Origin of the sequence: Peribacillus sp. ACCC06369 (genome assembly GCF_030348945.1) — a bacterium.
Classification (GTDB): domain Bacteria; phylum Bacillota; class Bacilli; order Bacillales; family DSM-1321; genus Peribacillus.
In genome coordinates this window covers 4,081,599-4,095,240 of sequence record NZ_JAUCEN010000002.1, presented here as the reverse complement: position 1 = coordinate 4,095,240, position 13,642 = coordinate 4,081,599, and the positions used below count along the sequence as shown (strand labels likewise).

14 protein-coding genes and 1 riboswitch are annotated in these 13,642 nt (G+C 41.6%); of the genes, 8 read left to right on the top strand and 6 right to left on the bottom strand.

Going from position 1 to position 13,642, the window contains the following annotated elements:
• Positions 1–174 precede the first annotated feature (174 nt).
• From QUF78_RS20810 to QUF78_RS20790, 5 genes are all read left to right on the top strand, one after another.
• Entirely contained in the window at positions 175–1,812 is a 1,638-nt protein-coding gene (locus QUF78_RS20810; RefSeq protein ID WP_289326147.1) for a spore germination protein, read from the top strand.
• The gene (locus QUF78_RS20805; RefSeq protein ID WP_289326146.1) at positions 1,802–3,025 is read left to right on the top strand and encodes a Ger(x)C family spore germination protein; all 1,224 of its coding nucleotides are present in this window, start codon (positions 1,802–1,804) and stop codon (positions 3,023–3,025) included. Before QUF78_RS20810 ends, QUF78_RS20805 begins: the two co-directional genes overlap by 11 nt.
• Before the next feature lie 21 nt (positions 3,026–3,046).
• The gene (locus tag QUF78_RS20800) at positions 3,047–4,165 is read left to right on the top strand and encodes a GerAB/ArcD/ProY family transporter (protein ID WP_289326145.1); all 1,119 of its coding nucleotides are present in this window, start codon (positions 3,047–3,049) and stop codon (positions 4,163–4,165) included.
• Positions 4,166–4,184: 19 nt separating this feature from the next.
• The gene (locus QUF78_RS20795) at positions 4,185–4,415 is read left to right on the top strand and encodes a YczF family membrane protein (RefSeq protein WP_289326144.1); all 231 of its coding nucleotides are present in this window, start codon (positions 4,185–4,187) and stop codon (positions 4,413–4,415) included.
• Between the two features lie 171 nt (positions 4,416–4,586).
• Positions 4,587–7,796, top strand: a complete 3,210-nt coding sequence (locus tag QUF78_RS20790; protein WP_289326143.1) for a DEAD/DEAH box helicase — start codon at positions 4,587–4,589, stop codon at positions 7,794–7,796.
• A 133-nt stretch (positions 7,797–7,929) separates the two neighbouring features.
• Here the strand turns inward: QUF78_RS20790 and QUF78_RS20785 are convergent, their stop codons facing one another.
• From QUF78_RS20785 to QUF78_RS20775, 3 genes are all read right to left on the bottom strand, one after another.
• The gene (locus tag QUF78_RS20785) at positions 7,930–8,115 is read right to left on the bottom strand and encodes a DUF8096 family protein (RefSeq protein ID WP_289326142.1); all 186 of its coding nucleotides are present in this window, start codon (positions 8,113–8,115) and stop codon (positions 7,930–7,932) included.
• 106 nt (positions 8,116–8,221) lie between these two features.
• Entirely contained in the window at positions 8,222–8,536 is a 315-nt protein-coding gene (locus QUF78_RS20780) for a DMT family transporter (RefSeq protein WP_289326141.1), read from the bottom strand.
• Entirely contained in the window at positions 8,536–8,877 is a 342-nt protein-coding gene (locus QUF78_RS20775; RefSeq protein ID WP_289326140.1) for a DMT family transporter, read from the bottom strand. Before QUF78_RS20775 ends, QUF78_RS20780 begins: the two co-directional genes overlap by 1 nt.
• Before the next feature lie 73 nt (positions 8,878–8,950).
• Positions 8,951–9,051: riboswitch (guanidine-I (ykkC/yxkD leader) on the bottom strand.
• A gap of 205 nt (positions 9,052–9,256) precedes the next feature.
• Between QUF78_RS20775 and QUF78_RS20770 the strand changes: the two genes are divergently transcribed.
• Positions 9,257–9,493, top strand: a complete 237-nt coding sequence (locus QUF78_RS20770; protein WP_289326139.1) for a hypothetical protein — start codon at positions 9,257–9,259, stop codon at positions 9,491–9,493.
• A gap of 46 nt (positions 9,494–9,539) precedes the next feature.
• Here the strand turns inward: QUF78_RS20770 and QUF78_RS20765 are convergent, their stop codons facing one another.
• On the bottom strand, positions 9,540–10,535 hold the full coding sequence (locus tag QUF78_RS20765) for a DMT family transporter (protein WP_421157118.1): 996 nt from the start codon (positions 10,533–10,535) through the stop codon (positions 9,540–9,542).
• A gap of 502 nt (positions 10,536–11,037) precedes the next feature.
• Here QUF78_RS20765 and QUF78_RS20760 point away from each other — a divergent pair.
• Complete coding sequence (locus QUF78_RS20760) at positions 11,038–11,319, top strand: transition state genes transcriptional regulator AbrB (RefSeq protein WP_289315227.1); 282 nt, start codon at positions 11,038–11,040, stop codon at positions 11,317–11,319.
• Positions 11,320–11,371: 52 nt separating this feature from the next.
• Here the strand turns inward: QUF78_RS20760 and QUF78_RS20755 are convergent, their stop codons facing one another.
• Positions 11,372–11,809: a GNAT family N-acetyltransferase gene (locus QUF78_RS20755; RefSeq protein ID WP_289326138.1), complete on the bottom strand. Its 438-nt coding sequence runs from the start codon at positions 11,807–11,809 to the stop codon at positions 11,372–11,374.
• Positions 11,810–12,064: 255 nt separating this feature from the next.
• On the opposite strand from QUF78_RS20755, the gene QUF78_RS20750 reads away from it, so the two are divergent.
• The gene (locus tag QUF78_RS20750; RefSeq protein ID WP_289326137.1) at positions 12,065–12,220 is read left to right on the top strand and encodes a hypothetical protein; all 156 of its coding nucleotides are present in this window, start codon (positions 12,065–12,067) and stop codon (positions 12,218–12,220) included.
• A 274-nt stretch (positions 12,221–12,494) separates the two neighbouring features.
• Here QUF78_RS20750 and QUF78_RS20745 read toward each other — a convergent pair whose 3' ends face one another.
• Entirely contained in the window at positions 12,495–13,640 is a 1,146-nt protein-coding gene (locus tag QUF78_RS20745) for a Ger(x)C family spore germination protein (RefSeq protein ID WP_289326136.1), read from the bottom strand.
• Positions 13,641–13,642 lie beyond the last annotated feature (2 nt).

The following is a 13,642-nucleotide window of genomic DNA, read 5'->3' as shown; positions in this document are numbered from 1 at the left end:
GTTTAGTTGATTGGGCCGTTATAATCGGCACTTCATTACATAACGGAAAATAACCGCCAAAGGCTGTCATTGCGACAGCCTTTTTCTTATGGAAGGAAGAAGGCAGAACTCAGAATAAAGGGGGAATGCTTTGGACAAAATGAGTGAAACGAAAAAGGAATGAGGTTCGGTGCTATGGCTTCTTTTTTCAAACAAAAGAGACAAGTGAAGCAACGTGAAAAGAAAAAGGAAGATGAAAGTCAATCCAAAAGCAAAACGCCTGATTATATAGAAAATTCCATTGCAGCAAATCTGGAAAACGTGAAGAAAAAGACGGGAAACAGTCCGGACATCATTATCCGAACATTGAAAATCGGTCAAAATCCGGAGATAAAAACGACTATTCTGTATGTGCAGGGTCTGGTCGATAATCCAAGCGTTACGGACTTTTTAATTGAGTCAATCATGAAAAATCCTCATCTATCAGAAAAAATACTTCCACAAGAAGCAATGGATATAATCACGGAAGACGTGGTTTCCCTCGGTGGTGTAGAAACCGTCAAGGATTGGGAAAAACTATTTTTATCCTTATTATCAGGGGACAGCATCATTTTTGTTGATGGTATCAACATCGCCCTGGTTGCCAGTACAAGAGGAGGAGAAAAGCGCTCGATTCAGGAACCAAGCACGCATTTGACTGTCCGGGGATCAAGAGAAGGGTTTACGGAATCGAATGGAACAAACATCGCCATGTTACGCCGGATCATCAATACACCGGATTTATGGATAGAGTCGATGAAAATAGGCACGGTGACCAAAACGGACGTTTCCATCATGTATATAAATGGAATTGTCAAAGAAGGGATTGTTGAGGAGGTCAAGAAGCGCTTAAAACGAATTAACATCGATAGCATTCTTGAATCAGGATATATTGAACAATTGATAGAAGACCAGGTCATGACCCCATTCCCAACCCTTAACCATACAGAAAGACCGGATATGGTCGCAGGAAACCTTCTGGAAGGAAGAGTGGCGATATTCGTTAATGGAACGCCTTTTGTCCTGGTGGCACCGGCATTATTCGTACAGTTTTTCCAATCTGTCGAAGACTACTATAATCGCTTCGACATTGCTTCAGCCACACGTTTTTTACGGATCATCGTTTTCATTATCTCTATAGTCGGGCCGGCAGTCTATGTTGCAGCCACGACTTTTCATCAGGAAATGATCCCAACGAAGTTGCTAGTCATTGTAGCGGCCCAAAGGGAAACGGTTCCTTTACCCGCCGTCATTGAAGCGCTTCTCATGGAAATGACCTTTGAAATATTAAGGGAAGCAAGTCTTCGGATGCCAAAGGCTGTTGGTTCGACGATGTCCATTGTCGGAGCATTGGTCATCGGGCAGGCGGCTGTCCAGGCTGGTATCGTATCGCCGGCAATGGTCATCATCGTCTCGATCACGGCGATTGCCAGTTTTGCAACCCCTTCTTATGCCATAGCGATTTCTGCCCGCATTGTGCGGTTCGGATTCATCATTTGTGCCGGCGCTTTAGGTTTTTATGGCATGATTTTGGCCTTTATCGTGCTCATTGTCCATTTATGCAGCCTCCGTTCATTCGGTGTTCCTTATATGTCACCGCTCGCCCCTCTGAATCCGGAAGGGTTAGGTGACACATTTTTCAGAAGACCTATGTGGGCCTTTAAGGAAAGGCCAAAATTATTATCCAACGAAAATAACCTGATAAGGGAAGGCGAAAATCAAAGACCCCTGCCTCCTGAATCGCGTGGAATGAAAACTGCTGACGAGAAAAAAGGTGAAGGCAATGAATCGTAAAAAGCTAATTCTTTTCTTGATGTTGATCTGTACCACATTCACCACCGGTTGTTGGGATAAAACAGAGTTAAACGAAATGGCCATTGTCTCGGCGGTTGGACTCGACAGAAATAAAGAAGGAAAGTTAGTGGGAACTTTCCAAATCATTAATCCAAGCAATGTAGCGGGAGCTCTTCAGGGCGGCGGCGGAACAAATCCACCGATATCCATTTATAGGGCCACCGGAAACAATGTGCTTGAACTGGATAATATCGCTTCAACTAAAATCTCGCGAGATATGTATTTTGCCCATGCCAATCTGATTGTCATAGGTGAGGAACTAGCAAAAGAAGAGGGCCTCAACGATATTTTCGACGCATTTGAGCGCTCACCGGAATTCAGGGCAACTACGAGGGTGGTGATTGCCCGGGGTGTGAAAGCAAGGGATATTGTCGAAACGTTAACCGCAATCGATAAGGTATCTGCTGAGAAAGTCATTAAAACGATTGAAACCACTGAAAAAACCCAGGGGAAAAATATTAGCATCAATCTCCAAGAAGTGATCAAGAATCTGCTTAGTACCGGAAAAGAACCGATAATAAGTGGTTTTACCGTGAAAGGAAACACAGGTAAAGAAGATAAAATGGAGAATACCATGTCCTCTGATATTGAGGCAAACCCTAATGCAGTAGGGATAGGTGTTTTTAAAGATGGCAAATTGATTGACTGGCTGGATGGCGCTAAGGCAATAGGGTCAATGTGGGTATTGGATAGGATTGAAAATACCCATTTAAACATTGATTGGGAGGGTAAAAAAGACGCAGTCACCTATTCGGTTATTCGCCAAAAAACCAACGTCGGAGCAAAATTGGTAAACGGCAAACCGAAAATATCGATAAAGGTCCGTGCAGAAGGAGATATCCGGGAGGTGAATGTTCCTGTGAATCTAACCGATACGCATGTTCTGATAGATATTGAAAAGAAGTTAGCGAAAGAATTGAAGAAGGAGATGGAAGATGCGATCGTCCGTGCACAAAAAAATAAATCCGATATTTTTGGCTTTGGTGAACTCATGCACGAATCCCACCCGAAAGAATGGAAAAAAATCGAAAAGAACTGGGATGATGATGCTTTTCCCAAGCTTGAAGTGGATGTGCAGGTAGAGACTTTCATTCGCCGTACCGGATTACGTAATAAGCCATTTCTTTCAAATTTAAAAAAGAAAGATCAATAATGGAAAGGAAGTGGCATCCTCATGGAAAAGGCAAAAATCAGCGGTTACCAGCTGTTCGTTCTTATTTTCCTGTTTGAAATGGGCAGTGCACTTTTAGTTCCGCTTGCAGGTGAAGCCAAGCAGGCTGCTTGGCTAGTCATCCTTATTGCGATGATAGGCGGATTTTTATTATTTTTCATTTATTATGGCCTTTGTCGATACTACCCTGAGCAGCTGTTAACAGAGTTTGTAAAACATATATTGGGGAATTTTCTAGGCAGGATCGTAGCTTTTCTATACATCCTTTATTTCATCTATCTTGCTGCAAGGGTGCTGAGGGATTTCGGAGATACACTGCTTACTTTTGCCTATCCTCATATTCCGTTATTTGTTGCGAACGCTGCATTCATTTTAGTCGTGGTGTATACGGTCCGTAAAGGGATAGAAGTATTGGTGAGGACGGGGGAACTATTCTTTGTCTTGGAGAATTTACTTTTAATGACCTTCATGCTTCTGATTATTGCTTCAGGCATGATCCATTTAAACAACTTAAAACCCATTTTTGAAATCAGCGGGACAGAGATGATGAAAATGGGTTTCACTAAAACCGTTTTCTTTCCATTTGGCGAGATCATAGTGTTTTTAATGATTTTTCCTTATTTGAACGAACCTCAGCGACTGAAAAAAATTGGGATAGGGGGCTTGGCGACAAGCGGTATTTTTCTCGCGATAATAATGGCTGTGAATATTGCTGTACTTGGGGTGGACCTTACGACACGTTCGCAATACCCTCTTCTTACCCTCATTCAGTCAATAGAGGTCGCTGGCTTTCTTGAACGTCTCGATGTGTACTTCTTGTTTTTGTTGATGATTGGCGGGTTCATCAAGATAAGTGTATTTACTTATGTTGCGGTAACGGGTACGGCGAATGTTTTCAATGTTAAACAGCCCTCCAGACTTGCATACCCTGTTGGCATGGTCATTTTATTGATTTCGATTATTATGGCAAGCAGCTATACGGAACATATCTATGAAGGGCTAGATGCCGTACCAAATTACATCCATCTGCCATTTCAGGTGATCATCCCGTTGCTTCTCTTGATCATTGCCTTTTTTAAGAATCGAAAAAAAAGGAAGACAAGCACCAAAAAAAGTTCCTAAAAGGTGGAATTGATGAGAAATGAAAATGTTTGGTATTACAGTTTTGATCCTAGCCCCTTTAGTGGTCATATCTTTAGGTATGGATATATTATTGGGATTTGATTTGGATAATTCAATAAAGCATGCCTTTAACCCATTTTTGGTGAAGGACCCCGCTGAACTTATCCTTTTTCTCATTCTTCTTGCATTCCTTGTGTTCAGCTTCTTTTATCGAAAAAAAAAGAAAGGCAATACCAAAGGACAACAATGATGGTGCAAATTCCCCTTGCTGAAATAGAGATGAACTCCGAATATGGGAGTTTGTCTTTTTGCTTTTTTACAACCCCGTAAACCCATTTCATAGTATGATGATAAAATGAGCTTACTTTTCAGCGGAATGTAAAATCACTCAACAACAATACCTCGGGAGGAGGACGGCAATTTGGATATCAAGTTGAATCAAAAAATCATAAAAGACATGTGCGGGGCCGTCTCCTTCAAAAGAGGGGAAGCTTTTCATCGTGCCAATAAAGTGACATTTGAAAGTTACCGACCTGATGGTTGTGAAGCAACGGTTAAAGGAAAGGAAGACTTCCATGTCAAGATCGAAGTGGATGCTGTCGGCGGATTTCAGACGAAATGCAGCTGTCCTACGCTAGCTTCCTTCCAAAGGGATTGCCAGCATATTGCAGCCGTCCTGCTGTCGGTTTACGACCATCAGCGAGATGGAACGATAAATGTACCTCGTTCTGATGCTTCAGCCAATGATAAATTGTCAGAGGGCTTGCTGACCCTTTTCAATAATCAGCCTGTACGCAAAAGCGTTCATCAGCGCCACTTTGAAAAAAGAAAGATGATTGATGCAGAATTTACGTGTAAACCTGTAAGGATAGGCACGGATCAATATATGTTAGGAATGGAAATGAAAATCGGTTCTTTCAATGTGGCGAATGTCCGGGATTTCCTGAAGCGAGTTAAAGAAGGAAAGCCTGCCCAAGTTTCCCTTGCATTTATATATGATCCGGTATTGCATTGTTTTCAGAATGAAAATGATTCCGTGCTTCAGGAGCTCATTACAGTAGTATCGGATGAAAAAGTCTATGTTGACGCCCTGAAGGATAAATCTGAATATACATTGAATAATCAATTATTACTTTTGCCTCCATCTTCTTTTCGAAGGCTTGTACCCATCCTTGAAAGAGCACCATTGGTAAAGCTATCCCATGGGAGCCATACATTCAATGGTTTTCGTTTATCCAGCGGACCGCTTCCTTTACAGTTTGACTTTACCCAAAGCGAGGGAAAGGGTTATCAACTGAATATTAAAGGGTTGAATGAGATGATCGTCATGAATGCATATAAAATGGTTCTATTCGAAGGGAATTTGGTTCAGCTCGAAAACGAGGATTGCCAACGCCTTTCAGAATTGAAGCAAATGCTGGAGAATTCGGGCATGAATCGAATTCCAATCCATCATGACCAACTGGAATTATTCCTCGACAAAGTGGTGCCAGGTTTGAAAAGACTAGGTGAAGTCCGTATAGCAAGGTCCATCACCGAACTGTTTTTGAAGACACCGCTGGTTGCAAAGCTATTCTTGGATCGAGTGAAAAACAGGCTGCTTGCGGGGCTGGAATTCCACTATGAAAATATCGTGATCAACCCTTTGGAAAAACAGGAATCCAAGGCAGTCTCCATGCTCATAAGGGATGTGGAGAAGGAAGCTGAGATACTAAAGCTTATGGAGGATAGCCTGTTTGCCAAGACTGATGGCGGCTATGTCTTGCATAACGAAGAGTTGGAGTATGAGTTTTTGTACCATATCGTTCCGAAACTTCAAAAGCTGGTACAAATCTATGCCACGACCGCTGTAAGAAACCGGATTTCCCGTGGGAATGCTGCACCGCGCATTAGGGTGAAAATCAAAAAAGAACGGACTGATTGGCTGGAATTCAAATTTGAAATGGATGCGATTCCCGATAAACAAATTCGCGAGGTCTTAGCAGCGCTTGAAGAAAAAAGGAAGTATTATCGTTTAAGGAATGGATCGCTGCTTTCCCTTGAAACAAGGGAGTTCGAGGAAATCAATCGGTTTCTGAATGCACTTCCCGTTCAGGATGAAAACCTGGAAAGCAGTCTGAACATGCCAATCGTAAAAGGGCTGCAACTCCTTGATTCCGTGAATGATAGTCAGACATTCACAATGGAGGAATCATTCCGTCAGTTTTTGGATAACATCAGGAATCCGGGTGCCTTGGAGTTCGAGGTGCCAAATAGTCTGGGACCGATCTTGCGCGATTATCAAAAAAACGGCTACAAATGGATGAAAATACTTGCCCAATACGGTTTTGGCGGGATACTTGCTGATGATATGGGACTGGGAAAAACACTGCAAAGCATCACGTTCATTTTATCGGAGCTGCCTGACATCAGGAAGAAAAGGGTTCCTGCGCTTATTATCTGCCCATCATCATTAACCTATAATTGGCTGAGTGAATTCACTAAATTCGCTCCTGAAATACAAGCCGTCGTCGTGGATGGCCACAAATCGGAAAGGTCGAAGCTGCTTAAGGAAGTAATGGACGTGGATGTAGTGATCACCTCTTATCCATTGCTCCGGAAGGACATCACCTTGTTTGAAAAAGAGGAATTCCATACGGTGTTTTTCGATGAGGCACAGGCCTTTAAGAACCCGGGGACACAAACTGCACGAGCGGCCAAGAAGATAAAAGCGGACCATCGCTTCGCGTTGACCGGTACGCCCATCGAGAATTCACTAGAAGAGCTCTGGTCCCTTTTTCACGTGGTATTCCCTGAACTATTCATGGGGTTAAAGGAGTATAGTAACCTCTCAAGGAAGAAGATTTCACGTAGGATCCGTCCATTTTTGCTGCGGAGAATGAAAGAGGATGTGCTTGCGGAACTTCCAGGAAAAATCGAGTCGCTTGAATCGATGGAACTGCTTCCTGATCAGAAGAAGCTGTACGCGGCCTATCTGGCGAAGCTGCGGCATGATACACTGAAACACCTGGACAAGGATACACTCCGGAAAAATCGGATCAGGATCCTTGCTGGCCTGACCCGACTCCGGCAGATTTGCTGTCACCCCGCCTTGTTTGTGGACGGTTATAAAGGTAGCTCGGCAAAATATGAGCAGCTGATGCAAATTGTTGAGGAATCGAAGCTTTCCGGAAGACGGGTGCTGATTTTCTCGCAATTTACAAAAATGCTGCAAATTATCGGCAGGGATTTGGCTATTAAAGGACAGCCCTTTTTCTACTTGGATGGACAAACCCCATCAAAGGAACGTGTGGAAATCTGCAATCGGTTTAATGCAGGAGAACGGGATATATTCCTCATTTCATTGAAAGCGGGCGGCACGGGTCTCAATCTTACGGGGGCCGATACAGTCATTCTATACGACCTTTGGTGGAATCCCGCAGTTGAAGAACAAGCTGCGGACCGTGCCCATCGAATGGGGCAGAAGAATGTGGTTCAGGTCATCAAACTTGTTGCCCGTGGCACAATCGAAGAAAAAATGAATGAACTGCAAGAGAAAAAGAGACACCTTATTGAAGAAATCATCGACCCTGATGAAAAGTCGTCATCTGCACTAACAGAAGAGGATATCAGGGAAATCTTGATGATATAGGGATAGGGCTGCCGTTTTCCTACAACTTTAAAAGATTGGGTAGCATATTGCCAGCCCAAGAAGGCCGCCAACTAATTGGCGGCCTATTATATAGAAGGGTAGCATGAATTCATATATCCGGGCAAACCAACAACTAAATCGATTTCTTCATGCCGCACTCCCTGCATTTACGAATATATACATAATCCTTGACCGAACTCTCGAACTGGGCTTTCCCGCAATTGTCACACCGTCCACTAACGATGTCAGGATGGTCATTGTAATCATAAATGATTGTGGTGTCATATTCCTTTTTTTCTTCTGGAATTTCTTCAGACAAAGTAAAATCACCTTCACTAATTTATTTAACTCATGTATCATACCAAAAATTCAATGGAGCAGGTAGGTGGTTTGCAATAAAACGGGAATTCAGTGGGGGCGGTCACCTATGAAACCAGTTTTAATCCCACTGCCGCACCTAGGACCATGGCAATAAAAACGACCCTTCTCCAATCTTTGGATTCCCCATATAAGAGCATCCCGATAATCGCTCCGCCAGATGCGCCGATCCCTGTCCAGATTGCGTAAGCCGTCCCCATCGGCAAGGTTTGCATAGCATAAGCAAGAAATAGAAAACTTACTCCAAATCCGATGAATAACAGCATTAAGGATTGCCAATTTCGGTCTTTATGCAATTTATTTATCATCGCAACCCCGAACATTTCGAATAGTCCCGCTAAAATTAAAGAGATCCAAGCCATTAGGATTCATCCCCTTCCTCGACCTTATCGTCAGTCACTAGTTTCAACCCGATTACCCCTGATAATAATAGGAGGATCAATAGCGTTTTGCTCAGTTTGAAAGATTCTCCGAAGAAAATGATTTCGGAAAGAACGGTTCCGGCCGTTCCCATACCTACAAAAACGGCATATACCGTTCCGACAGGGAGCCTCCTGCCAGCCATTATCATCATATAAAAACTGATGATGATGGAAATGACCGTTCCAGTCCACGTCCAAAAATCATCTGCATGTTTTAAGCCAATCACCCAAAAAACTTCAAAAAAAGCTGCAATGAAAACTTTAATCCAATTTGCACTCATGAAAAATAACACCTCCAATTTTATTCTTTACAAAAAAAACAAAAAAAGCCAAAGAGATAACCGTTAAACAGTTTTCTCCCAGGCTTTTATCCTTCCGTGACACAGCAAGCTGTGAGTTTTCTCTCGGACCAGACCAGTAATTGGATATACTGCGGAACCCTAGAAAACATTTGAATTATGCAATTTACATTTCATTATACATACTTTTTGAATTAACTCAAGGTAAAAGTTTTGTCAACTCGAAAGCCCTTGATCCATCCATTCACCTTTTTGAGTCATGCCCAATTTGCCTAATATTCGCATTCGTCTTGTAACGTTTCCACTATGGATGACTTAATATATCCCAAGGTTTTTAGTTTAGATGGAATGAGGGCAAATCATGGCTCCTGAATATAACATCAGAAAAAATGCACAACATCTTTCTGAAAAGGAAAAAAGGAACTATATCAATGCGGTTTTGGAGTTAAAAGAAAAAGGTATATATGATCGGTACGTAGCGTGGCATGCTGCCGCAGGAAGGGTTCAAACCCCTCCCGTAAAGCGCCCGATAGCAGGGAACGCTCCAACAGAATCGACCCGCAGTAATAATGACCTGTCAATGGAAAAAAGAACCTAGTCTATACCAATAAAGGTACAGATTAGGTTCTTTTTTGACTTGCTATTCAGGCACTCACTGTCCGTTTCCGGGATGGACCTTCTTTTTTATGTGATACATAGCTATGCAGGATCATTCCTATGATAACTACAAAGATGCCGAACCACGATAACGGAGAAGGGATCGGTAAAGATAGGAATAGTAATTCGCCAGCCAGGGCAAAAAGGACCTCCATCGACTGTGTAGCTTCGACTGAAGCTAATTTCTGCATATTTCCACTTACCAAATCGGTCGCTTTGAAAAAAAGGACCGTGGCAATGACACCTGAAAATAGTGCTACCAAAAGGGATTGGAAACTCTGCATCTTCGTCGGTGCCCCTACTGTGAAGAAACCGTACAATGAAAGCAGGAACCAGAATGGCAGGCTCGCCAAAGTCATTCCCAATACACGCTGGTAAGCATCTAAACGTCCTTCGGATACTTCCATCATTTTGCGATTCCCCAGGGGGTATGCAAACGAGGCGATGACGATGGGAATCACTCCCAACCAAAGATTGGCCATTGAAATGTGCTTGGTGTGTTCCAATTGCATCAGGATGATCCCAAGCAGAATGATCATCGACATGAGGAGGCCTTTCACAGATACCTTTCCTCTTTGCCTTTCGAGCCCATCTTTCGTTTGGACATTTTCAAAAAATAGCGGGGCAAGTAAAGCACCCGAAATGATCGTGATCTGCCAAGTGCCGGCGATTAGCCAGCCAGGTGAGTAGGCGGAAGCAAAGCATAAAGGAGCATAAAACAACCCGAATCCGACAAAACTCCAGAGCAACCAAGGCCCCGGCCGTTCTTTCATCACTCGTAAAAGGGGACGCAGGTTTTTTCTGCTTAATACGATACACAACAGGAAAGGCACCATAAAGATGTAACGCAGCGAAGCACTCCATATCCAACTTCCACCAGACAACTCCATGGCCTGATTTAAAACAAACGTAAACGCAAAAAAGAAAGCAGAACAAATACCTAATATAATCGGACGCAATTGACTCACCTCAATCTGTTTTATGAGCCAGTAATTAGCCAAACTCTGGAAGTGTGGCAATCGTTTCGGCTTTCCAAGTATTAAAAAAGTTTAAAATACACTCACGTTCAACTGCGTCAAAGGCAGAAGAATGAATTTTCGAAATATAATAAGCCATCAGTTTTAATATTCCTTCAAATGTAAAAGAAAATCAACTGGATTCTTTTAGACTATTGAAATTCCATCTCCATCATTCGACATGGTATCGAAAGAATGGTTGTGGAAAATAAAATGGAAACGTTGTCATTTTCATGATCAAATTAACAATAAGTTCCATTAGATTAATCGAGAAACCGCGGTATGACGCGTTTTATAAAGGGTTTACTGTGAATTTATATAAAAATCATATAAAGGCAGATAATATATGAGGATACGAGAATTGACGAAAATGGTAGGGAGTGGTATCTTTATAGAAGTGCAAATAATGTCGAATGGTGACGAAATATATAGATGCAACATTCGAAAGAAAAATAGTGGGGTAAATTAAATGAAATCTACAGGTATTGTACGTAAAGTTGACGAATTAGGACGGGTAGTCATTCCAATTGAATTACGCCGTACATTAGGAATTAATGAGAAAGACGCCTTGGAGATCTATGTAGAACAAGAGCGCATCATTCTTCAAAAATATAAACCGAACATGACTTGTCAGGTAACAGGTGAAGTGTCAGATGACAATATGAAACTTGCTGCCGGAAAATTAATACTTAGCCCTGAAGGTGCCGAACTTCTAATTAAAGAAATTCAAGCCAGCATGGAAACTGTTTAATAAAATCATCCGGAGTGTAGGGAAAAGAAAATTTTCCCTGCACCTTTTTTAATTAAATGGCGAAATGATAAAAATGGTTCGATTCACGGAAGAAACCAATTCTTTCGTAAAGTTTTTGTGCTTTTACATTATCTTTACCTGTCTCGAGCGAAACCCCTTTGGCACCTGTTTCCCGAGCAAAAGCGATGGCTGCGTTCAACAACTCCTCGCCAAATCCCTTTTTGCGGGCGGACTCCTTCACGAATAAATCATTCAATATCCATGAACGCATCATACTCACAGATGAAAAAGAAGGATATAATTGCACAAAACCAATAGGATTCCCTTCATCAAAGGCCATAAAAACGACAGACTCTCCATTTGTCAGCCTTTCTCTTAAAAATTCCCTTGCACGATCAGGATCAGATGTTTGCTCATAAAACACTCTGTATAAATCAAAAAGTTCTGTCAGAGATTCGAGTTCAAGTAATGTCGCTTTCTGAATGCTCATATTTGGAAACCCCCATTTTTAGAATACTCTTAATTTACCATTTGTTTCTGTTTAATGATATATTCAGAACCCAATTTTAGCGCCAAAATTCAGGATGGAGCCTCTAAAAGGATCCATCCTGAATTTTTTTATAATTAAGAGGGCTTTTAAACACAACTCGAGCAGTAAACTTGGGGGATATAAGCGTTACTCGTGAGTTTATAGCAAATACTCGTAAGTCTGGTCGATTTACTCGTGAATTTATAGCAAATACTCGTGAGTTTGTTCGATTTACTCGTGAAATTGGAGCAAATACTCATGAATTTGGTTGATTTACTCGTGAAATTGGAGCAAATACTCGTGAATTTGGTTGATTTACTCGTGAAATTGGAGCAAATACTCGTGAATTTGGTCGATTTACTCGTGAATTGAGAGCAAATACTCGTGAATTTGGTTGATTTACTCGTGAATTTGGAACAAATACTCGTGAATATAGTCAATTTACTCGTGAAATGAGCAGTACTCTTAGAATTAAGCAGCAAACTCATGAGATATGAGCATTTACTCGTGAGTTTATAGCAAATACTCGTAAGTTTGGTTGATTTACACGTGAATTGAGAGCAAATACTCGTGAGTTTGGTCGATTTACTCGTGAATTGAGCATTTACAAATAAACAGGCTTTCAATCACCAATCCTTTTTTTTCCTTACTGTAATGGTTTAGCTTCTAAACCGCCTGTGTTAAGGATATGTACCTTTACGTTTATATCATGTATCGAATCCTTATCCAGGAAATCAGTCGGTTCTTTAATATGATTTTCTTGCCAGTATTTTGTCTCTTTGATATAAAGGATCTTGCCTAAGCTAAGTGGGTCTGCGTTCTTTTGAATTCCGGTTTGGAAGGTTGCTTGGATTTCTTTTTTTATTTGACTTTCGAATTTTCGTTTTATTTTATCGATATCCATTTGGGTATCAAGCCCAAGTATTCTACCTGATACGTCAACTTCAATATCGAATTTGTACTTTCCATCCTTGAGAACAGGTTTTATTTTATGGTGTGGATGGGAGAACGATGCATAGATGTCTTGCTTATTCATGATAATGTTTACGGGAGTTTTGTTGGTCCTTTTGGTGAGCCAGCGTACACCGCTCAGTTCCTTTTCAGAGAACCAGGGTTGGGACACTTTATAGTAAATGACAAATGCGCCATCCATATAGAGGCTCTTTCGATTTTTATCTTTTTCTTTCCAAACTTTATCGTTCCAGGATATGGAGGGTAAGATGGTTGTAGATGCTTTTTCCCTCTGGTTAGAATAATACCTTTGGACCGTAATGGGTTCGATGAATGATCTGCTCCGATAGACATCTTCTGGTAAATATAATGTTGTGTATAAAGGCGACAAATTAAAATAACCATTAATGGAGAAGAGCTCATCCATGGAACTTTTTGTGCCAAAGATATTGGCTGAGTACCTAAGTAATTGGTTTCTGTATATATAATCCACAATTTCTGTGCTTTGCTGCTTTAAAACATTTTCACTGATGACAAATGTGGAAACATGGCCTATATAAAGAGACTGTTGAGTATCGCGCATTAGTTTATTAATGGCGATTGAGATGGAACCGCCTTTTTGTTTCCCTACATATACGGGGGGACTTTGCGTAGGCTTGGCCTCCGTTTTAGCTACCGCAGCGAAGTCTACAAGTTGCGTATAAACAATGTACTCCCCATCCTTGAAATCAATCCCGATGGCCGTTATATAATGAAAGTCCTGAATCGTTTTTTCATCCCAACAGCCTGAAAGTAAAAGGATTAAAGGTAGGGTCAAGCAAATTTTACAGATGCGGAACATGC